Here is a 22,046-nt window from a genome sequence, read left to right on the forward strand (position 1 = left end):
CAAGCTGATCCATCCCGAGTATGAAGCAGGTGTGCGCAAAGCACTACGGGATGCATATAATTACAGCGCTTAAATCTTTGAGCTCTCTACACTTTTATCCCTTTTTACTTTCCTGCGAATTGCAACACGCTTTCGCAGGCCATCTTACAAAAGTGATTTAATATGTTTAAGAAATTGACTGCCGAATTTATCGGTACATTTTGGCTGGTATTCATCGGATGCGGTGCAGCAATCATTTCAGCCGCGTTTCCCAATATGGGCATCGGCATTTTGGGTATTGCTTTAGCATTTGGACTGAGCCTCATGACAATGGCCTATGCCGTTGGTGGCATTTCCGGCGGGCACTTTAATCCGGCGGTTTCGCTTGGCCTGATGACAGCGGGACGCTTTCCTGCAAAAGATCTTATTCCCTACTGGGTCGCACAGGTTGCAGGGGCAATCGTTGCAGCCGGCGCACTCTATTTGATCGCGTCTGGCAAAGCTGATTTCACGGCTGGCGGCTTCGCAAGCAACGGTTACGGTGAGTTTTCACCCGGCGGCTACAGCTTGTTCGCCGCCATTATTTCAGAAATGATCCTCACCGGCTTTTTCATTTTTGTAATTCTAAGCGCAACATCATCCTCAACACCCGGTGGATTTGCACCAATCGCAATTGGTTTGTGCCTAACCGCAATCATCCTTATGTCGGGACCGATAGCAAATACGTCAGTCAACCCTGCCCGATCAACCGGTGTTGCTCTGTTCGCGGATGTGCCTGCCATGAGCCAACTTTGGGCTTTCTGGGTAGCTCCACTTTTGGGCGGAGTGCTCGGGGGAGCCGTCTGGAAAACACTGTTCGGGAACTCTGAGGCAAAATAATCTAACCCAAAGCAAAAATGGAGCCGACTTTACGCTCATGTAAAGTCGGCTCCATTTCTTTGTCAGAGCACAAGCTGAAAAGTAAGAAACGGTTTTCAGGATGTGAAACTTAAAAAGTTAGAGCGCCGATCTGATAACATCAGATCGGCGCTCTCAATCAGCGTCAGAAAACTATCAAAAATCTTATGCGCTTTCGCGCAGTTCTGAGCCATCGGGCTCACGCAGCACATAGCCACGACCCCAAACAGTTTCAATGAAGCTCTGGCTACCGGAAACGGCATCAAGCTTCTTGCGCAGCTTGCAGATAAACACGTCGATGATCTTCAGCTCAGGCTCATCCATACCGCCATAAAGGTGGTTGAGGAACATTTCCTTGGTGAGGGTCGTACCCTTGCGAAGCGAAAGCAACTCAAGCATCTGATATTCTTTGCCGGTCAGATGAACGCGCTGGCCACCAACCTCAACAGTCTTGGCGTCGAGGTTCACAATCAGATCGCCTGTTGTGATGACCGACTGGGCATGACCCTTGGAACGACGAACAATCGCATGAATACGTGCGATCAGCTCGTCCTTGTGGAACGGCTTCGTCATATAATCGTCTGCGCCAAAACCAAGGCCGCGAACTTTATCCTCAATGCCAGCCATGCCAGAGAGGATGAGGATCGGCGTCTTGACCTTCGAAAGGCGCAAGGTACGCAGAACCTCATAACCGGACATGTCCGGCAAGTTCAGATCCAGCAGAATGATGTCGTAATCATAAAGCTTGCCGAGATCGATGCCTTCTTCACCCAGATCGGTGGTGTAAACATTGAAGCTCTCGGACTTAAGCATGAGTTCAATGCTTTGTGCGATAGCACTGTCGTCTTCAATCAAAAGGACGCGCATATCTTATCCCCTTTCCGCCGCTGACCAGATATCCCTCACGGCAGCTGACGGAACTGTCGTTGCCTTAGCCTGAAGGTGCCTGCAAATGGTTAACAAAATATGATTCCTGTTGGCAAGCATAAATATTTCCTATTTAGAAAAAACTCTTATCCAACTGAATCATAAGTGATTATTTTATTCCTCAGTCATTCTTAATCACATTAAGAAAACGCCTTAAGTGATTCAATTGACTCTAACTTTTACCTGTTACTCAAAAACCACACCAGATTTACCGAGCCTTAATTCCTAACGCGTATGATTAACGTTGCAGGTAAAGGAATGGTTACCAAACGAGCGAAATCTTAACTTTTTGTTTCGCTTAATAAGATCATTCTTATGACCAGCGGCATAGTCCAGGCCCTGAAAAGCAAGGCTTTGCAACGGATTTCACGGCATATTGCGGGAAAGTAGCCCTCGCATAAGCCTGTTAATAAAGTCGGGGGGAACGCCCCAACATTTAAAAGAGCTGGTTGGTGTTCAAGGAGTATTGCGTATGAAGCCACGTGAAAGCCTCGTCAGGCTGAAATTGTTCCAGGTAAAGGAAAAACGCCGTCAACTGGGCCAACTTGACCTGATGATCGGAGAGTTCGAACGAATGGCCGGTGAACTCGACGCCCAAATTCTATCGGAAGAGAAGAAGGCGGGTATCACTGACATCAATCATTTTGCCTATCCGACCTTTGCCAAAGCAGCGCGTCAGCGGCGCGATAATCTGTTCGGATCGATTCGCGATCTGATGTCGCAAAAAGAAGATGCCGAGGCAGAACTGATAATTGCCGAAGCTGATCTCACAAAAGCTGAGGCTCTCGAAGAGCGTGATGGGGGCAAAGCGCCACGCGAAGTTATCGAGCGCCCTATCAACCAGCGTCGCGCGATGATCGGCTAAGGCCAGATCGAAAATTATAACGCACCTCTTAAAGCATCACCTCTCGTGGGTGATGCTTTTTCTTTGAAATGATAATTGCCGCACGTGACACACAATCTTGGTTTGCCTTTTCCTCCCTTTGAGTTGTAGGGAAGGAACGCCATGCAGAAACACGTCCCCCAAGGGCAGGAAAAGGCCCTCAATAGGTTCACCCTCAGCAAGATACCAAAGCCGGTCCAATGGGGCATGCTGTTTATCATCTCTGCGCTTTTGATCTATGTGGGCGAGGTTCTTGGGCTTCCTGCGGCATTTCTTCTGGGTGCCATGCTGGGAGCGATCCTGCTGGCCTCGCGCGAAAGCCATATCCGGGTTCACAAAAGCCTCTCGCTGCTTTCACAGGCCATCGTCGGGCTACTGATTGCGCGCGCGATGACTGCAGAATTTTTCACAAATATGGGGCAGCATCTGCCGATCATTCTGCTCTCGACCGGCTTTACACTGTTTGCGAGCACAACCATCGGCTATCTTCTGGCGCGCTTTCGCGTTTTGCCCGGCACCACCGCCGTTTGGGGTGTCTCGCCGGGAGCTGCGACGGCAATCGTTTTGATGTCCGAATCTTTTGGTTCCGACGCGCGCCTCGTTGCCTTCATGCAATATTTACGCGTGGTGCTGGTCGCAACGACGGCTTCGCTCGTTGTCATGTTCACAACCGATATTGAGGCAACCGCTCCGGTGGCCATAGAATGGTTTCCGCCCATCAACTGGCATACACTCGCACCAACCCTCACCTTGATCATCTGCGGTGCCTTTCTGGGCGAAAAATCACGCATTCCGACCGGAGCAATGCTCGTACCCCTGGCACTGGGAGCTTTATTGCAGGATACGGGTCTTATGATGATAGACCTGCCGCCGTGGTTACTTGCTGCAAGCTATGTCTTCATTGGCTGGCGCATTGGTCTTGGCTTTACACGCGGCATCATTGCACATGCCGCACGCGCCTTTCCGGCAGCGCTTGCCTCAACGTTGATTCTGATCGCTGTCTGCGGGTTGTTCGGCATGGTTCTCGGTCATGTCCTAGGCCTCGATCCATTGACCGCCTATCTTGCGACCAGCCCGGGCGGCGCGGATACGGTGGCAATCATTGCAGCTTCCAGCAATGTTGATCTGCCATTTATCATTGCGCTGCAAACCAGCCGGTTCTTCATCGTGCTGCTGGCAGGCCCGGCGATAGCTCGCTTCGTCGCCTCCCGCATTGCCAAACGGAAATAAAAAGCCCAGCTTTCGCCGGGCTTTTCAAATCGATACCTTATCAGGCTTATTTGCCGTGGAAGCCGCGGATAGCGCCAATGATCTTGTCCTGATCTTCTTCCGAAAGATATGGATGCATTGGCAGGCTCAAAATGCGTGCAGGCAGCGCTTCCGAAACAGGCAGGCCACCTGGGGCAATCGGATAATGCTTGTATGCTGTCTGCAGATGCAGTGGCTTCACATAATAGATGACCGATGGAACGCCTGCCGCCTGAAGATGTGCCTTCAGGCCATCACGGTTTTCGCTTTCAATCGAATACTGTGCCCAGGCCGAACGATTGCCAGCAGGCAGGCCCGGAACCTTGACCACATCCTTGAGCAACTCATTATAGCGCTTGGCAATACGGTCACGCGCAATCATTTCATCTTCAAGGATCGCCAGCTTTTCGAGAAGAATAGCGGCCTGAATCGTATCGAGACGCGAATTGATGCCAATGCGAACATTGTCATACTGCGTTTCGCCTTTGCCGTGGAACAGCACGGAGCGCAGCGTGTCGGCGAGTTCAGCATCGTTGGTGAACATTGCGCCGCCGTCGCCATAGCAGCCAAGCGGCTTGGCAGGATAGAAGCTTGTCGCACCAACATGGCCGAAAGCACCGCACATGACATTGTCGCGCTTGCCGCCAACCGACTGCGCAGCATCTTCTATCACAAACAGGCCTTCGCGCTCGGCGATTGCACTGATGCGATTGTAATCGGCAGCAAGACCGAACAGATCGACAGGAATGATTGCCTTTGGCTCCAGACGACCTTCCTTGCGGATAGCAGCAATGGCAGCTTCAAGCTGTTCGACATTCATGTTGTAGGTGTCGGCATCAACATCAACGAAAACCGGCTCTGCACCAACAAGGGCAACGACTTCAGCGGTTGCAGCGAACGTAAAAGACGGAACGAAAACCGCATGCCCCGGACCAATGCCGCGCGCCATCAAAGGCATCTGCAGCGCATCGGTGCCATTTGCACAGGCAATCACATGTTCGACGCCCAGATACTCACCAAGCTTCTTTTCAAACTCGGCCACTTCAGGACCCAGAATATATCGGCCTTCTGCAACAACCTTGGTAACGGCGGCATTAAGACGGTCTTCGATACGCGCGCGCTGCGCCCCAAGATCAATGAACTGCATATTGGCTCCAATTTATCAGGTTCGCCTCAATGAGTAGGCGAATCCACGGCAACCTATTTATTCCTTCACGCCCCGTCCTGCCATGGGTGGAACGTTCAAAGTTTTGCGACTTCCGTAACACCAGTTGACAGAGGATCCGCCAAACATTTTGTCAGGAATGACTTACTGAACCTTCGGTCAGTATCCGCAAGACGCTGATTGCTTCCTGCCCATCAGTGCGCGGCGTTTCGCGTGTTTCGATGCAGTGCAGGAAATGCTGCAATTCACGCGTTAGCGGCATGCCTTCTTCAACAGGTACATATTCCGGCTCAACGGACTTGAAAGCCCACTGATCATTCTCACGCCAGACTTCGTGCTTGTAGAATGCAAGTTTGCGATCCCAGGGTTCAGCATCGTCAAAGACAAGCATACCCTTGGTGCCGGTCACACTCAAACGGCGCTCGCGATAGGAATTTAGCCTTGAGGCAAAGAGATGACTCTTGATGCCGCTTGGAAACTCAAGATGCACATGCGCGAAATCGCTGATTTTATCGATGATGGCCGTGCCTTCGCCGCGCACCGATGACGGCTCTTCGCCAGTAATTGCTAGGATCATCGACAGATCATGCGGCGCAAGATCCCATAGCGCGTCAAACTTATCATGAAACTTGCCGAAACCGACGCGGTGCGAATGCACATAGCGTATATCGCCGAGCTCGCCGCTTTTTACCATATCGAGCAACTTCTCAAATGCCGGATGGAAGCGAAGAATATGCCCGACCATGAAAACACGACCATTTTCGCGCGCGGCTGCGACTTCCGCCTCTGCAGCGGCAACTTCCAGCGCAATTGGCTTTTCAACCAGAACGTCTTTGCCGTTCTTCACCGCTTCAATTGCATATTGCGCATGAAACTGTGCAGGCAGCGCCATAACGATGCCGTCAATGTCGGGATGGGAGAAAAGTGCATCGACGGGAATATTGGGAACACCGAACTCAGAAGCGAATCTTTTAGCATTCTGTGGATTGGCGTCAGAAACACCATGAAGAACGCCCAGGCTCTTCAGGGTACGAATATGGTTGCCGCCCCAATAGCCACAACCCAAAACCGCAATGCGAGGTGCCATAAAACTATGCCTTTGCTTTCCCACAGTTACTTATCTGCGCAAATCATGGAAAACAAGGCACAAGCCATGCTAAGAATGCTTGACAGGGTTTCATTCCCCACATATACCGCCGCCATTCCTTGTGAAAACATTCGCTTGAGACACTGGAAACGGTGTAGGATGGGTTTCGCAAATGGCATGGCGGAGTAGCTCAGTAGGTTAGAGCAGAGGAATCATAATCCTTGTGTCGGCGGTTCGAATCCGTCCTTCGCTACCATCACCCTCTTCCACTTGAAATATTGCCGTCTAGAGCAAATTTTTATCTCAACAAAACAATCAAACTATTATAACCATCAACCAAAACATGAGTTGGTGGTATGATTTATCTAAATTTTGCTTTCCTCGTTCTTCATCTGGTTTCTGTTGTTACGGGCGTGGCCGCCGGCATCCTTTGGATGAGATCTGCTGGCGTTAACGTTCCCGCTATCAAACCATCGAAGAAGCTGCGAAAACCGGATGGCTCATTATCCGGGGAATGGGTCAATGAAGTCGCGTTAAATCTTGATTCGCATCACAAGGGCTGGGTTAAGGCAACACAGTATAACAAGGCCGCAGCGACCGCAGCTGCTATTGCCGCCCTTGCGCAAGCCACTGTTTATGTTCTCAATATTGTACAGAATCTTATGTCGCTCTGAGTAGACGCCCCGATTTTTTGAAGCTTATCTTCGCCACAAAAACAACAGACTGGAGCCGAAATGAAAGCACTGATCCTATTCATTACATGGATTTTTGGCCTCGCCTGCGGCCTGTCAGTCGCAAGTTGGATGATGGCCAATGAACGCATTGGCGATGCAATCGTCATGCTCTACACGTCAAGCATCTTCGCAGTTTTAGCTCTGATTGTGCTCGTCTATCTCGTGATACGGCATGAATGGAAAAGCAACCACCGTTAGAGCGCGTTTTGCTCTAATCGCAAAGCTTATCGTTCGCGTAGTGCTTCACTGGCCCGGTTCAACGGCTTAATCAGATAGTCAAAGACCGTCTTGGCGCCCGTATGAATATCGACCGTTGCAATCATGCCGGGTACGATAGGAAAGCGCTCCTCATTTTTGTTGAGCAAGGCGTCAGTCTCAGTCTTAATGAAGACACGGTAATAATATTCTTCCGGCTTCGTTTCATCCTGAATAGTGTCAGCCGAGATGCTCACCACCTTGCCATTCAGCGCCCCGTAAATTGAATAATCATAAGCGGTGATCTTCACTGTCGCGCGCTGATCGGGATGGATATAGGCGATGTCACGCGGCAGAATGCGTGTTTCGATCAAAAGTTGTTCGTCGAGCGGCACAATCACCATCAGCTTGCCATTGGGCGGCACCACGCCGCCGATGGTCGAGACCTCGATATTCTTGACAATCCCGCGCACAGGAGAACGAAGCGTCATGCGCGCAAGCGAATCCGTGCGACCACGAATGACAGATGAGAGCGAATCCACCTCGGCATTGGCTTTTGCGAGTTCTTCGCGTGCCTGCACGATATATTCCGACCTCACTTCGGTTTCCTTAAGCTGCAATTCCACCAATTGCCGCTTGAGACGAATGACCTCCACATTGCTCGCTGCACCCATTTTCGTCAGCGACTGGCTGATGCTTAGTTCATCCTGCACCAGCTTCTTAGATTCAACAATCCATCCCAAAGCATCCGTGAGGCTTTGCCTGCGTGCCTCAAACAATTGCAATTCAGACATTTTGAGCAAAGGAAATGCATCAAGCTCAGGTGAGAACTGCAACTCGGTCTGACTGACCTCGGCTTTGAGACGTGCCGAACTTGCCAAAGCGGCACGATATTTCGCAGCACTTTCCTGGACGCTCGATTCCGTCATCGTGGGATCAAGCTGGGCCAATATCTGCCCGGGCTCAACCACATCATCCTGACGCACCAGAAGCTTTGCAACGACTCCGCCTTCCAGCGACTGAATGACCTGCTCCTGCGAGGTCGGAACCACCTTGCCCGTGCCGGTCGAAACTTCGTCAAGCAAAGCGAGATAGGACCAGCCGATGAGAACGACAAAGAAAATAAAGACAAGGCGCACGAAGCGTTTTGAGCGCTTAAGGCGCTGCCCCTCAGCACTTCCATTCACCCAAGCACCAAAGTCTTCGCCAGTGGCAGCCATGCCCCCTTATCCCTTCTTCGATGGTTCGACTTTGCTCATGCCCAGCAAGGTCTGAAGACCGCGTTCCTTGCTGTCATCAAGCGCAACCTGACCGTTCTCCACCACTATCAGCCGCTGCACCAGTTCGAGCACCCTCATCCGGTGTGTCGCAATCACAACCGTACGCCCGACGCTCCATTTGGCGAATTGTTCAATAAAATGTCGCTCGGTCGCCTCATCCATTGTCGAGGTCGGCTCATCAAGCAAAACCACCGATGGATCACGGATCAAGAGGCGCGCTAAAAGAATTGCCTGCTTCTGCCCGCCCGAAAGGCCACCGCCGCCTTCCTGTATTTGATGCTCGAGACCTTTCGGCAGCTTGCGTACAAAACCATCGGCACCAACCATCACCAGCACGCGCTGGATTTCTGCATCTGCTGCATCGGGGGCACCCATGGTGATATTTTCGCGCAATGTGCCGAAAAACAATCGAGAGTTCTGCGTAAGCAAGCCCACATCGCGACGCACATCGGCAGGGTCTATCTGCGGTAAAGACAAATCATCAAGCAGAACCTCGCCGTCCGAAGCGTCGAGAAGCCCCGATAAAGCCATCAACAACGTCGATTTTCCTGCGCCATTTCGGCCCAGCACGGCAATGCGCTCGCCCTGCCCTATCTTGAGATCTTTGACCAACAGAACCGGCGGCGAGCTCTCATCCCCATAACGGAACGAGGCAGCTTTCAACTGATAAGAACCACGGATTTTCGGGCAATGAATGCGCGTTTCACTGTCGGGATGATCGACCGGCATCTGCATGAGCTGGTCAAGGCCCTTTTTGGCGATACGGGCGTGCTGCAACCGACCCAATATCTGCGAAAGTTGTCCCATTGGTGCCAGCATACGCGATCCGAGGATGGACGCACCGACCAGCGCACCGGTCGTCATATCGCCTGCAATGATCAGTGGCGCACCAGCAAACACCGTCAATGCATACACACCCATCTGCACATTCTGCGTCCAGACACTGAGACTATTGGTCAGTGCACGTAGCCTGATCTGCGCTTCGCCCGTTACAGCATTGAAATGGTTCCATTGCTGCTGAAAACGATCTTCCGCCTGCAGGCCTTTAATGTCTTCAATGCCCTGCACTGTTTCAACCAGCATCGCATTGCGCAATGACGCTTCACGCATCGCCTGATTGGCATAGATTCTCAAGCGACGTTGCAACAAAAGCCCCGGCAAAATCAACGCAATCAATGCACCAATAGGGATGACGACAAGCCAGCCAGCGAGAAACCAGTAAATCACGAGAAACAGGAAGAAGAACGGCAGATCGGCAAGTGCAGCCACTGTTGTCGACGTCAGTAGCTCGCGCACCTGTTCGGTATCGCGCAACTGCGCAATAAACGATCCTGTCGAAGTCGGTCTTGCACGATTACGCACACGCAGCGCATGACCAAACACCACATCCGACATTTGCAAATCGGTCTGTTTTCCCAGCACATCGATGATGCCCATGCGCGCACGCCGCATCAGAAAATCGAACAGAATTGCCAGCAAAACGCCACTGAAAAGCACATAAAGCGTATTGAAAGATTGGGCTGGCACCACCCGATCATAAACTTGCATGGAAAAGAGAATACCCGCAAGACCAAGCGTATTGGCAATCAGCGACGCGATCAGCACATGGCCATAGGAACCCTTGTCGCGAAACAGGATACGCCTCAGCCAGTTTTCTTCATAGGGCTTGATATAGGCATCCACACGCGCATCAGGAATTGTTTTTGAAGGGCGCGCCAGAATGATCTTTTCCGTTTCAGCCAAAAGCACATTGAGCTTGAAAGGTTGTTCCAGACCACCCTCGCCGATCATCCAGACACTGACTTCACGATCTTTGGAGAGCGTGTTTACAACAGCAAGCTGACCGTCATTGAGCTTGAGCACAAAAGGTACATGCCATGGCGAAAGCGAAATCTTTTTGGGATCCACGGACCTGACACCCAGACCAACATGCCGGGCGATTGAACGAACTTTCTGATCTTCGCCAACACTTATATCGGCACTGGCCGCGATCTTTGTGCTCTGCTTGGATATGGGAATATGGTAATGCGTAGCGATCCGCCCAAGTGCTTCGAGCCAGCTCTCCACATCGAAAGGCAGCACATCCAGCTTTTGAGGCATGCCGCCATTCAGGATGAAACCTTCACACTCAGGGAGATTATCATCGCGTTTCATAGGCTGCCCCCGCTTGCCCGCAATGTTGCTGGATTAAGCCCGAAACTCTGGCGTGTTTTGCCCGAGTTATAAAGACAGCTAATATCCAGCCGCCTTATGTCATGCACCGTATTGGCCGTCTGAAAACGCGCTTCGTGAAGTTCCTGCTCGGAATTGAGCAGATCAAGCAGCGTGCGTGTGCCGAGTTCCACATATTGCTCGCGATAAAGATCGCGGGTTTTCACCATCATATCAGCCCGCAATTCCAGCGAATGCATCAACCGGTTCAACGTGCCGATCTGGCTGCGCGATTCCATGAGGTTGCGCTGAATGTCATAGCGCGCGGTGCTGATAGCAGCTTCCGCTGATTGCAGCGCATAAGCCGCAGCTCGCTTGCGCGCACCCGTCTGACCGCCATTATAAAGGCTTGAGGAGACATTCACGCCGACCGAATATTCTGGCTGCCTCTCATTGCCGGTCGTATAATTTTGCGAGCTGTTCAGGTCATAACCTGTAGTTGCCTCAAGTGAGACAGTCGGCATTGCATCTGCGCGGCTGGCCGCAAGCTGCGCTTTCGCTTCCTCTTTTGCGGCTTGCGCTTCAAGCAGTGCTGGAACCTCCTCCCAGTCGGGAGCAGCAACATCGCAGGCCTTACCCAGCCAAGAAGGAACAGACGAAGCGGGATTGTGCGCACCACCGCCAAGCAATGCCCCAAGTGCCACCTGCCAGCGGCTCAGTTCGGACTGATACTGCAATTGTGTTGCAATCGCCGATTCAACCCGCGCATCGGACTGTACCTTGTCCGACATGGTGCTGGCACCCTTGTCAGTTCTCTCATTAACGAGCGCTGCAATTTTCTTGACGCCAGTGACTTGTTCCTGCGCCAGTGATGACAGCGATCGGAAACGCTGCACTTCGACAACCGCATTGGCGGTATCGCGCGCCAGATTATCGACAGTCAGAAGAAGACGCGCATTGTTGATTTCTTTGCCGGCCCGTTCCGCATTAACGGAACTTGAAACCTTGCCAAAATCATAAAGCATCTGCGAAGCGCCGACATTGAATTGTGGTCGCCATCCGTCGCGATTGTTGCTCCGGTAGCCGGAATTCACACCAGCCTCCAGCTTGGGATAATAACCAGCCTGTGCCGCACGTATGCGCTCATCGGCCTCAAAAATCTTGCCGGATGCTTCATCAACTGCAGGATGCCAGCCCAACGCGCGCCGGACCGCAGTCTCCATCGTCAGAGAACCACGGTCCGGGGTCCCGGGAGGAATAGCGCTCGTCACAGCCTCTCTGTCAACCGCCGTTACGGGGGCGAAACCGGCAGTTGACAGGGGCCGCGGGGACTCGGTTTTCTTTGACCGTGACAATGTATCCGCGGTCGAAGCAGAATTATTGGGTGTCGTCTGGCATGCCGCCAAAAGACATAAGCTGATCAATAATGTCGCGAAACGTCTTAAGACCCAAAATTTTCGCATCCAATATCCATTATGACCGGTAGAGAACCGGGATATGTGATCTGCCCCTAGCGCCGATAATTTCGACGGCGGGGCAAAACCAGCGATCAGACCGCGTGTATCGTGCTGAGATTATCCTCCTGCATCAGTGGATCAGGGACCAGATGAGCCAGCGGATCATCGGATGGGATCGATTGTGTATCGGCTAAGTCAAATGCAGCTTCTGTTGTGACGAGTGAAGGCGTTGCACCACTGTCGTCCTCACTGGATGGCAAGCTAATCTCACTGTTACCATCGTCCAGCACCAAAGCCTCACGCAAACCGCTGAAAGATTGTTGATCCTGATCTGCGTTCTCCTGCTCGACGTCAGCGATGGGAACCACATCAGCGACCGCGAAGCTCGACAGAATTTCGATCGCTTCACCAGAATCCTGCCCCTCAACCGTACCGTTAACTGTCACAGTGAGTGATGCCGTTTCAACACGGCCATCGATTTCCACCTGATAAGCAAACGTATCAATCTGCGTGCCAATATTCGCGCGATCATCTGGTGTATAGGTGTAGCTTCCATCCGCATTGACTTCGAGCGTGCCGAAACTGCCTTCAATTGTATAGGTCTCACCGGCAGGCACGTCGAAGAAGGTAAGTCCATCTGCCGAAATCTTGAATGGGATAGGCTCAGAGCCAAGAAGATCGTTCTCGAACAGATTACCCGATGCAGAAAACAGATTTGGATTTTCAGCATATTCGGTGAGGTCTGTTATCGAAGAAGACATATCAAGCGAGAAACCACCCGCCACGCCAACCCCGGTTGTTACTGTCCGGATTCGATATTCGCCCGTTTGCAGCCCCTGAATAAGCAAGTCCCCCGGGCCATCGCTTCCCAGAAGGGCAAGCAACTGCGAACTGTTGTATTCGGCATAAGGATTCCACACAGTGGCGCCCACTGCTCTGGTCTCCACATAAACAAGCACCGAGCCTCCAAGACCCAGAAGATTACCCGCATCAATGGAAAGTGTGAGGTCCTGCGTTGTATTCTCCGCGACGGTGAAAGCGACAGTCGAGTTCTCGCGTGGAAGAAGGGAGAGTACCCAGCTGTCATTGATTGCATTTGCAACATTGATGCCTGGGATCACCAGATACTCATACTCAATACCGGCCTGAGCAACATCTCCAGTAAGCCTTGCCCCATCAATCCCAATCGATAAATTTGCCTCGGCACTATTGGTTCCGTCCGTGATTGTGTAGGTAAACACATCGGTCTGCCCAACGGATGCTGCGGAGCCATTTGGCGTGTAGACGTAGCTGCCGTCTGACTGGATAACGAGCGTTCCGTAAAGACCGGCTATCGTAATCCCACCGATACCCATCGTTACAACCAAGCCCGAACTATTTTCCACCTGCGTGACGCCTGAACCCGGAACCACCGTATCCTGACCAGCTTCACTACCCACATCCGGATCGATAACATTTCCGCTGATCGGTGTGTTACCCTCCGAGAATGTATGTTCCGTCAGTGTGACGGTAACCGAAGTATCCTGCAGCAATGTCAAAGTGTTGCTCAGCAAGGCATCGGCCACAGCACCAAGAACCTGATCCAGCGATGACGTGAGACCAAGATTACCCAGTGTCGTTGTAAGCACCTCTACAAGCTGTCCTGCACCGATTGAATCGACAGTCCCCAGCACAAGCTCCAGAACCCCTCTAACCGTTCCTCCGAGAACCGGCCCAAGAGCATTTTCGACAGCGTCGAGAACCAATGCCTGATTTTCGCTACCCAAAACAACGCCGCCCTGGCCAAGTTCTTGTAGGGAGACACCGTCGCCGTCAGCATCGAGCAATGTACCAAGCGCACTGTCCCCCTTGCGGACAACAACAGTGTAATTTCCAGGTGCTAAGCCGTTGAAGTTGGCAACCAGTGTATTATCGCCTGTCAAACCGAATATTTTTATCCCGGCAACATCTCCAATTAACGGATCATTGCCCGTTGTTGCAACAGCAACAAGATTTCCCTCCGCGTCATAGAGCTCAACATTGAAAGCATCGGCTACAGCAATAAGTGCAGTTTGGCTGACCTCAATAGCCAGATCACCTGTTGAGCCCGCAGCAATTGTAACCGGAACACCGTTTGTCGGTGTACCCGTATCCAGTAGCCCCAGCACTTCAAGACTTGCATCGCTTACAGGCGGCTGCGTTGTTGAAGCCCGACTGCCCAGATCCGCTGTTGCATCATCATTTGCAGCGGCCAGTTCGACCACCGTTACTGCGCCAAGAGATATGCTGTTGCTGACATTATCAGCTGCATCGGTTTGGCGGACCAGAACCTGACCATCGGTATAAACACCAACGGGAACCGCGAAACTCGTCCCTGTTCCAGTCTCCCAATCTACACCGCCATTCAACGAGTATTCCCAACTGGCCCCCTCTTCCAACCCGCCAATGTTGGCGGTTCCATCGCTGGTAATGCCGTCATCATCAATGCCAGTATCGACATTAAGCGCTACAGTCAGTGTTTCAGGCGCTAACGTATCGGGCAGTGTTGCCGGTGTGTCATCCGACACATTGCCTGCCGCATCGCTTTGGCTGACGCTCACAGCCTGACCATTGCTTGGGGCAACCGTGACCGTGCCAACACCATCCTCATCCAGAACAACACTGCCAAGTGGCGTGCCATCAGCTGCCGTGACTGTCGCAGTCGCACCAGCCTCGCCGGTAATGGTCAGCGTCAGACCGTCTGCACCAACCACAACTGTCGGTGCATCAGGGGTCAGCGTCAAACCGTCTGCACCAACCACAACTGTCGGTGCATCAGGCGCTAACGTATCAGGCAGTGTTGCCGGTGTTTCATCCGATTCATTGCCTGCCGCATCACTTTGCGTCACCGCCACGTCCTGACCATTGCTTGGAGCAAGCGTATAGGCCGCGGTGCCGGTTTCCCCGAGCGCAACCGTGTCAATGACATCGCCATTGGAATCATAGATTGTCGCTGTTGCGCCCGGCTCGCCGGTAATGGTCAGCGTCAGACCATCTTCACCGACCGTGACTGTTGGAGCATCAGGCGCCTCCGCATCTGAGTCTGAATCGGCGTCTGCATCCGCATCTGCATCGGCGTCAGCGTCTGCATCAGCGTCTGCGTCGGCATCGGCATCGGCATCTGCATCTGCGTCGGCATCAGCATCAGCGTCTGCGTCGGCATCTGCATCGGCGTCTGCATCAGCGTCGGCATCTGCATCAGCATCGGCATCGGCATCGGCATCGGCATCGGCATCAGCATCTGCATCAGCGTCAGTATCATCAATAATGGGATCACTATCATCACTGGAAGAACTTGCAGCGATTGCGCCAATGGCGCCGAGACCTGCTAGGCCAAGCAGAATTGGAGCCAGACTATCACTGCCTCCTACAAGTTGGTCGACATTCTGAATTTCACTGAAATTGAAATCGGCGAGACCATCGCTATGATTTCCTGCCCAAAGCTTGCCGTTTTCATCCACAAAGATGAGATCGTTATCCTGATCATTACTATATTGCGTGTAATAATTTACGATGCGGATCGTATCGCCGTTGTTAAGCTTGATGAGAAGATTGTCGCCTATTCTCTGATATTCGGAAACCGCATTAGGGCTCAGAGAAATTTTTACGATACTCGGCGCTGTTAGAATAATATCATTGCCAGAAATAGTTTGAGAATTACCACTCGCCTTATTCGTAACAACAGCAACCATGACTCTCTCCTCAAATCAAAATCGAGCTCGGAGGGCCAATATTGCTACAATCAGACATCTATGAAAAATAGATAGACTGGCATGAAATATTATAGAAATAAGAAGGAAATTTTTTAAAAAATGAACACGATTATGCAATATAACTGTTCATAGGAAATATGCCAGAAATCAACATCTCACAATGTCTGCTGAATCAACCCCTCAAAGACGACAACTACCCTGCCCAAAATTCTGTATTAAAAGAATTGTGTCTATGCCGATATCGACTTCTTTTGTATAAAATATGCATGTTTACAAATTACTTTACAGATGCAGCAATATTATTTTTATACTTTTTCCTGTAGGATGCAGGGCTTGTCCCGACAATTCTGCCAAAAAATCTTGTCAGATGAACTTGATCCGCGAAGCCGCACTCATGTGCAATTTCTGCAATTGGTGTGTCTGTTTCAGTCAAAAGATCGCGTGCACGCTCAACCCTGCGCTTGATGATATACTGGTGCAACGTCACATTTGTTGCACGCTTAAACAAACGGGCAAATTGCGCTGTTCCTACACCTGCTGTCACAGCAAGCCGGTCAATAACAATCCGGCGGTGAAGATTCTCATCGATGAAATCAAATGTTCTTTGAAGTACGGGAACAGAAAGTCCGGCATCCGTATTCAGATTTTCGGAAGCATTCGTTGAATATTTCGAAATAACGCGCGCGACCAAAACACGAGCAATATACTGAACTTCAATAGACGAGAACCGGCCGCCTGAATACAGCATTTCCTTCAATGAGTTTATGGTTTGCTCGATAAAATCATCGTAAATAGAGAAGCTGTGGTCTAACCTCAAAATACTATTACCTGATGCTGAAAAATCGATAATAATATCATTTACAATTTTTTTTGAGACATAAATATTTATAAATTCAGCTGGGTCTTTCAAAGTAACATCGAGCTGCACATCCGGAGGAAGAATGATTATTGATCCAGGTTGTAAAACTATTTCATATTCAATTTCATCGACCTCAAAGATACCAGTGGCGTGACCTTTAAGAACCATTGAAATGAGCAACGAATCAACCGGAGGAAAAGACGAGCTGAAAGGCTGAACCTTAAGAATGGAAGCATGTAGCTTATTCCATTCATGCTCCGCACTTGTCTTCGCGATTTCAATAGCTTCGACATTACTTACATCATGAAATGAAACCCGTGTTCCCGCCGGATTTAGCATACAGACCCCCAATCATGTATACGTCTGTCCTTTATAATTTATAAGAAATATACAAAAATCAAATATATAATGGTCTTTATAACAGCGAATTTCGATCTTTCTCATATATATCCGCCGCCAGGATTGTTAAAAAACACAGATTGCAAATTTAAACTCATTTTGAAAAATATTTCGATGGCTATTTTTATAGAAAATACAATATAACTATTCGAAAAATTGCACCCTCAAAGCCAATTAAATCGGACAAATAGATCGTATTCCACTTCACGTTGAAATAATTGTTCAACAATATCATGCGGCAAAGCTTCACTGGCATAAGGGCAATCAGCCAACTATATCAGTTGCGAAACCTCACGTGGCATCACCCGAACCCGACGGAAAACGATGACAATTCTTATAAATCAGCCTCACCCTTTCATCGATAAGGATTCTATCAACAAGCTGGTTGTGACGTTTTACGGACGCGCGCGCGAAGACGCTGTCATCGGTCCAATTTTTACGCAAGCGGTCCATAACTGGGACCATCATCTGGAACAGATCTCGCAGTTTTGGTCATCTGTTATATTGAAAACTGGCGGTTATGAAGGCCGTCCAATGCCACCGCATTTGCGCCTCGGCCTTAAAAACGAACATTTCGACCGTTGGCTTGAATTGTTCGAGCAAACAGCACGCGAGATTTTCCCGTCCGAGGCTGCGATTATCTTCATTGATCGCGCTCGCCGCATAGCCGACAGCTTTGAAATGGCAATTGCAACGCATGGCGGACAGATTGCTGGTCCACGCCATTCGCGAAAGGCACTGTGAAAAAGCCTGCCTCATTAGAGAAGCAGGCTTTTCATTTTATGCAGCAGGCTTGGACTTTTCCGCCTGAAGCTGCTGCTTGTGTCGCAGCAACATACCGTAAAGATCACGCGGCTCATCCGGATCGGCGAGCAGATCAAGCTGCACGTAGAAGCCCGTATCCTTCAGCTTATCGCGAACATAGCGCAGCGCCGAAAAATCTTCCGTGGCGAAACCAACCGAGTCGAACAGCGTAATCTGACGCGCATCCTTGCGGCCTTCGGTTTTGCCGGTAATCACTTCCCACAATTCATTGACCGGATAGTCATCGGGCAGCTGCTGAATTTCACCTTCAATGCGGGTCTGGGGTGGATACTCGACAAAAATGTCCGAACGGCGGAGAATATCGCCATGTAGCTCGGTTTTGCCGGGACAGTCGCCACCAACCGCATTGATGTGAACACCAGCGCCCACCAAGTTATCGGTCAGGATGGTTGCATTGAGCTTATCGGCAGTAACAGTTGTGATAATTTCCGCACCCTCAACGACTTCCTCAACGTCCTTGCAGATCGTGATTTCGATGCCAGTGCCCTGAAGATTACGGGCGCATTTTTCCGAAGCGCTGCGATCAATATCGTAAAGCCGCAGCTTATCGATGCCCAGTATGGCTTTGAAAGCCAGCGCCTGAAACTCGCTTTGCGCACCATTGCCGATGATTGCCATGGTCCGTGCATTCTTTGGTGCAAGATGCTTGGCGGCAACTGCGGACGTTGCAGCCGTACGCAATGCAGTCAGGATGGTCATTTCGGTCAAAAGCATCGGATAACCATTGCCCACATCCGAAAGCACACCAAATGCCGTCACCGTCTGCAAACCATCGCGGGTGTTCTTCGGATGGCCGTTCACATATTTGAAGCCGTAAAGCGTCCCATCGCTTGTCGGCATCAGTTCGATCACGCCTTCATCGGAATGCGAAGCCACGCGCGGCGTCTTGTCGAAGCTTTCCCAGCGGCGAAAATCTTCTTCCACGTAATCAGCGAGTTCCTTTAGAAAGGTTTCAACGCCAACAGAAAGAACCAGCTTCATCATGTGATCGACACTGACGAAAGGCACGATATTGAGGTTAGGCTGCGTCATCATTTCTCCCAAAGCGCATCCCCAAAAGTTCAAAGTGATTTTCGGAACAAGATGCACGTAAAATAAACAGATTGAGCATTCTGCGGCCAGATATTTACATTTAGCACGCCAGAAATGCGGTCTCGCGATCAATAGTTGATAGTTGGGCGGTCCATGACGCTGCGGCCAAGGAGACTTGCCATCAGATCAACCATCACCGTTGCAGTGCGTCCACGTTCATCGAGAAACGGATTGAGCTCAACGAGGTCGAGGCTGGTCACTAGCTCGCTGTCATGCAGCATTTCCATAATCAGATGGGCTTCACGGAAGGTAGCGCCACCCGGAACAGTGGTTCCCACGGCAGGCGCAATTGCCGGATCAAGAAAGTCCACATCAAGGCTGACGTGCAGAAGACCCTTTTCGTCTTTCACGCGCTGAAGGAATTTGCGCAACAACGCCGCCACGCCATGCTCATCAATAAGGCGCATGTCCATAACCGAAACTTTTGTCTTCTGGATTGCACTGCGTTCCTGAGGATCAACACTGCGAATACCCATCATGCAAACATTAGCCGGATCAATGGCCGCATCCAGTGCCGGGAAATAGCCTTCAAAGCCTTTCTGACCGGTGTAATAGGCCACCGGTGTGCCATGCAGATTGCCACTGTCGGTGGTTTCAAGCGTGTGAAAATCCGTATGCGCATCAAGCCAGAGCACAAATTGTTTGCGGCCCATTTCGCTCGCACGACGGGCTATACCCGGAACAGTACCTGCGGCCAGCAGATGATCGCCACCCAGAAAAATTGGAAAGCCCTCTTCGCTTTCGCGATAGGCTGCATCGCTGATCGCTTCGATCCAGGCAACAGCCTGCGGCAGCGCCTTAATTGCCTTATTGGGATGGGTCAGCGAACGCAGTTCAGCAGGCTTTAGATTGCCAAGATCGCTAAACTCATGACCCAGCTCACGAATGGCATCTGCAATACCGGCTGCGCGATAACCATCAGGCCCCATATTACAGCCCAGACGACCAGTTCCTTCCTGAACAGGCAATCCCAATATCTTGCAATGCATAAAGTGCTACTCCTGAAAAATTATTGGAATAGATTGATCATTTACCCTTGGCGATGTGAACCATACGGATTGGCAAATTTATCGTTTTGCTTTATCAAATCGGCAGATTTATATTTCAAATTGGAGAAATCATGGACGAACTGGATGAAAAGCTGATCACGCTTTTACGCCACAACGGTCGTCGCAGCATATCAGATGTCGCCATCGACCTTGGCGTTTCCCGCGCAACGGTTCGTGCGCGTATGGAACGACTGGAACGCTCCGGCGATATTATCGGCTATACCGTCATCCTGCGCTCGGATGCAGTTGATCTTCCGGTTCGCGGCATCATGATGATTGAAATCGAAGGTCATGTCGCCGATCGTGTGGTCAAGTCGCTCGGCGGCTTTTCGGAAATATCGGCAGTGCACACCACCAACGGACGCTTTGACTTGATCGTAGAGCTGGGCGCGGCAACGCTCACCGATTTTGATGCAGTTCTGCGTCGCATTCGATTGGTGCCAGGCATCAAGGCCAGTGAAACCAATCTGCTGTTAGCCACCCCGCGCTCAACGAGGGCCCGCCTGTAATAAAAAAGCCCGACACTTTGCCGGGCTTTTTGTTTTTATGATCAGGCGAGAACCGGATAATCTGTATATCCCTTGGCACCGCCGCCATACATATTCTGCTGGTCGAGTTCATTGAGCGGTGAATTGTCCTTCAGACGACGCACGAGATCCGGGTTGGAAATGAATGGCTTGCCAAAAGCAACCACGTCGGCAGCACCACTGGCGATGGCTTCTTCGGCCAGTTCACGGTCATAACCATTATTGACCATCCACGCGCCTTCCCCACCGGCATCGCGATAGACCTGCTTGAAACGTGCATAATCAAATGGCTGCGGTCCCTGCTGGAAGTCACGCGGTCCGCCCGTAGCCCCTTCAATGATGTGGATATAAGCAAGACCATAAGAGGCAAGCTTTTCGATTACGTAATCAAACAACGGCTGTGGATCAGAATCAGATGCGTCATTGGCAGGCGTAACAGGTGAAAGACGGATACCGACCTTGCCCGCACCAACAACCTTGGTGATTGCATCCACCACTTCAAACAGGAAGCGTGCGCGGTTTTCGATTGAGCCACCATATTCATCGGTCCGATGATTGCTGTCCGAACGCAGGAACTGATCAATCAGATAGCCGTTTGCTGCGTGGATTTCGATACCGTCAAAACCAGCGACTTCAACTGCGTCCTTGGCAGCCTTTGCATAGGTCGCAACGATTTCTGGAAGCTCGCTCTTTTCAAGCGCGCGTGGTTCCGATGTTGGCGCAAATTCGCCGGTGCCGTCGGGATGCACGAGATAGGTCTTTGACTTAGCCGTAATGGCCGAAGGTGCAACCGGCTTGCCGCCATTTGGCTGCAATGTATCATGCGAGATACGGCCAACATGCCACATCTGAACGACAATCTTGCCGCCTGCGCTGTGAACAGCATCGGTCACACGCTTCCAGCCTGCAAGCTGCTCATCAGAATAAAGGCCCGGAACATCGGCATAGCCTTGTCCCTGATGGCTGATCGGCGTTGCTTCGGTGATGATTAGACCCGCACTTGCGCGCTGTTCATAATAGGTGACGTTGAGATCGTTCGGCACCGCCTTTGGCGAACGATTGCGCGTCAACGGCGCCATCACAATGCGATTGCCAAGCTCTAAGTCGCCGATGGTGACAGGATCAAACAGTGAAGCCATGGGTATTTTCCTTCGGATTGAGAGAAATATTCAAAGTGTGGAAAGAGCGGCGAGAAAGGCGGAAATCGCCTTTTCATCACGTTTATAGAAAGTCCATTGCCCGACGCGCTGCGGCACGATCAGGCCCGCCTTCGTCAGAACAGAGAGGTGGCCGGAAACAGTGGATTGCGACAGACCACAGCGTTCAAACTGCCCAGCACATACGCCCATCTCCAGAGACATATGCTGCTCGCAAAAATGCTTCTCCGGCTCTTTGAGCCAGTTGAGAATCTCAAGGCGCACCGGATTGGCGAGTGCTTTGAGAATCTCGTCCTTCGCTGTGAGCTGTTCTTCCGGCATTTGTCTGGCCTCGCTGATCTTTATGCATATCGCTATTTCCCGATATATGTATCGCTCATTTCCGATTTTTAAAGACCATGTTC

The 22,046-nt window shown here is 51.1% G+C and carries 19 protein-coding genes and 1 tRNA gene; 8 read left to right on the forward strand and 12 right to left on the reverse strand.

Annotated elements, in window-relative coordinates:
• The first annotated feature begins 162 nt into the window (after positions 1 to 162).
• Complete coding sequence (gene aqpZ / locus CEV31_RS02365; protein WP_094505306.1) at positions 163 to 858, forward strand: aquaporin Z; 696 nt, start codon at positions 163 to 165, stop codon at positions 856 to 858.
• A gap of 183 nt (positions 859 to 1,041) precedes the next feature.
• On the opposite strand, the gene ctrA is transcribed toward aqpZ, so the two are convergent.
• The gene (gene ctrA / locus CEV31_RS02370; protein ID WP_094505307.1) at positions 1,042 to 1,743 is read right to left on the reverse strand and encodes a response regulator transcription factor CtrA; all 702 of its coding nucleotides are present in this window, start codon (positions 1,741 to 1,743) and stop codon (positions 1,042 to 1,044) included.
• Between the two features lie 532 nt (positions 1,744 to 2,275).
• Between ctrA and CEV31_RS02375 the strand changes: the two genes are divergently transcribed.
• Both CEV31_RS02375 and CEV31_RS02380 read left to right on the forward strand, forming a co-directional pair.
• Positions 2,276 to 2,668, forward strand: a complete 393-nt coding sequence (locus tag CEV31_RS02375; RefSeq protein WP_094505308.1) for a flagellar export protein FliJ — start codon at positions 2,276 to 2,278, stop codon at positions 2,666 to 2,668.
• 141 nt (positions 2,669 to 2,809) lie between these two features.
• A complete protein-coding gene (locus CEV31_RS02380; protein ID WP_094505309.1) occupies positions 2,810 to 3,916 on the forward strand; it encodes an AbrB family transcriptional regulator in 1,107 nt (368 codons plus the stop codon).
• Positions 3,917 to 3,962: 46 nt separating this feature from the next.
• Here the strand turns inward: CEV31_RS02380 and CEV31_RS02385 are convergent, their stop codons facing one another.
• Both CEV31_RS02385 and CEV31_RS02390 read right to left on the reverse strand, forming a co-directional pair.
• The gene (locus tag CEV31_RS02385) at positions 3,963 to 5,081 is read right to left on the reverse strand and encodes a DegT/DnrJ/EryC1/StrS family aminotransferase (RefSeq protein WP_094505310.1); all 1,119 of its coding nucleotides are present in this window, start codon (positions 5,079 to 5,081) and stop codon (positions 3,963 to 3,965) included.
• 151 nt (positions 5,082 to 5,232) lie between these two features.
• Positions 5,233 to 6,186 carry a Gfo/Idh/MocA family protein gene (locus CEV31_RS02390; protein WP_094505311.1) on the reverse strand — a complete coding sequence of 318 codons (954 nt, stop codon included), beginning with the start codon at positions 6,184 to 6,186 and terminating at the stop codon, positions 5,233 to 5,235.
• Positions 6,187 to 6,365: 179 nt separating this feature from the next.
• On the opposite strand from CEV31_RS02390, the gene CEV31_RS02395 reads away from it, so the two are divergent.
• The 3 genes from CEV31_RS02395 to CEV31_RS02405 all read left to right on the forward strand — a co-directional run bounded on the left by CEV31_RS02395 (position 6,366) and on the right by CEV31_RS02405 (position 7,118).
• Positions 6,366 to 6,442: transfer RNA gene (locus CEV31_RS02395), tRNA-Met, on the forward strand.
• A 100-nt stretch (positions 6,443 to 6,542) separates the two neighbouring features.
• Entirely contained in the window at positions 6,543 to 6,860 is a 318-nt protein-coding gene (locus CEV31_RS02400; RefSeq protein WP_094505312.1) for a hypothetical protein, read from the forward strand.
• 60 nt (positions 6,861 to 6,920) lie between these two features.
• A complete protein-coding gene (locus tag CEV31_RS02405) occupies positions 6,921 to 7,118 on the forward strand; it encodes a hypothetical protein (RefSeq protein WP_094505313.1) in 198 nt (65 codons plus the stop codon).
• A 26-nt stretch (positions 7,119 to 7,144) separates the two neighbouring features.
• Here the strand turns inward: CEV31_RS02405 and CEV31_RS02410 are convergent, their stop codons facing one another.
• The 5 genes from CEV31_RS02410 to CEV31_RS02440 all read right to left on the reverse strand — a co-directional run bounded on the left by CEV31_RS02410 (position 7,145) and on the right by CEV31_RS02440 (position 16,932).
• Positions 7,145 to 8,335, reverse strand: a complete 1,191-nt coding sequence (locus tag CEV31_RS02410; RefSeq protein ID WP_094505314.1) for an HlyD family efflux transporter periplasmic adaptor subunit — start codon at positions 8,333 to 8,335, stop codon at positions 7,145 to 7,147.
• A gap of 6 nt (positions 8,336 to 8,341) precedes the next feature.
• Complete coding sequence (locus CEV31_RS02415; protein WP_094505315.1) at positions 8,342 to 10,549, reverse strand: type I secretion system permease/ATPase; 2,208 nt, start codon at positions 10,547 to 10,549, stop codon at positions 8,342 to 8,344.
• Positions 10,546 to 11,817 (reverse strand): TolC family outer membrane protein, encoded by a 1,272-nt coding sequence (locus CEV31_RS02420; RefSeq protein WP_235818022.1) that lies wholly within the window; start codon positions 11,815 to 11,817, stop codon positions 10,546 to 10,548. The genes CEV31_RS02415 and CEV31_RS02420 overlap by 4 nt, the downstream gene beginning before the upstream one ends.
• Before the next feature lie 278 nt (positions 11,818 to 12,095).
• Positions 12,096 to 15,713 carry a BapA/Bap/LapF family large adhesin gene (locus CEV31_RS02425; RefSeq protein ID WP_143850893.1) on the reverse strand — a complete coding sequence of 1,206 codons (3,618 nt, stop codon included), beginning with the start codon at positions 15,711 to 15,713 and terminating at the stop codon, positions 12,096 to 12,098.
• Between the two features lie 298 nt (positions 15,714 to 16,011).
• Positions 16,012 to 16,932: a helix-turn-helix domain-containing protein gene (locus tag CEV31_RS02440; protein ID WP_094505319.1), complete on the reverse strand. Its 921-nt coding sequence runs from the start codon at positions 16,930 to 16,932 to the stop codon at positions 16,012 to 16,014.
• A gap of 384 nt (positions 16,933 to 17,316) precedes the next feature.
• Between CEV31_RS02440 and CEV31_RS02445 the strand changes: the two genes are divergently transcribed.
• Positions 17,317 to 17,736: a group III truncated hemoglobin gene (locus tag CEV31_RS02445; protein WP_094505320.1), complete on the forward strand. Its 420-nt coding sequence runs from the start codon at positions 17,317 to 17,319 to the stop codon at positions 17,734 to 17,736.
• Between the two features lie 36 nt (positions 17,737 to 17,772).
• On the opposite strand, the gene CEV31_RS02450 is transcribed toward CEV31_RS02445, so the two are convergent.
• Together CEV31_RS02450 and rocF are read right to left on the reverse strand one after the other, a co-directional pair.
• Positions 17,773 to 18,849, reverse strand: coding sequence for an ornithine cyclodeaminase (locus CEV31_RS02450; RefSeq protein ID WP_094505402.1), 1,077 nt, complete (start codon positions 18,847 to 18,849; stop codon positions 17,773 to 17,775).
• Between the two features lie 128 nt (positions 18,850 to 18,977).
• Complete coding sequence (gene rocF / locus CEV31_RS02455; RefSeq protein ID WP_094505321.1) at positions 18,978 to 19,898, reverse strand: arginase; 921 nt, start codon at positions 19,896 to 19,898, stop codon at positions 18,978 to 18,980.
• Between the two features lie 131 nt (positions 19,899 to 20,029).
• Between rocF and CEV31_RS02460 the strand changes: the two genes are divergently transcribed.
• The gene (locus CEV31_RS02460) at positions 20,030 to 20,467 is read left to right on the forward strand and encodes an Lrp/AsnC family transcriptional regulator (RefSeq protein WP_094505322.1); all 438 of its coding nucleotides are present in this window, start codon (positions 20,030 to 20,032) and stop codon (positions 20,465 to 20,467) included.
• Between the two features lie 41 nt (positions 20,468 to 20,508).
• On the opposite strand, the gene CEV31_RS02465 is transcribed toward CEV31_RS02460, so the two are convergent.
• Positions 20,509 to 21,624, reverse strand: a complete 1,116-nt coding sequence (locus CEV31_RS02465) for an alkene reductase (RefSeq protein ID WP_094505323.1) — start codon at positions 21,622 to 21,624, stop codon at positions 20,509 to 20,511.
• Between the two features lie 30 nt (positions 21,625 to 21,654).
• Positions 21,655 to 21,963: an ArsR/SmtB family transcription factor gene (locus CEV31_RS02470; protein ID WP_094505324.1), complete on the reverse strand. Its 309-nt coding sequence runs from the start codon at positions 21,961 to 21,963 to the stop codon at positions 21,655 to 21,657.
• Positions 21,964 to 22,046: the final 83 nt, after the last annotated feature.

It is taken from the genome of Brucella thiophenivorans, from assembly GCF_002252445.1.
In the GTDB taxonomy this organism is placed as follows: Bacteria; Pseudomonadota; Alphaproteobacteria; order Rhizobiales; family Rhizobiaceae; genus Brucella; species Brucella thiophenivorans.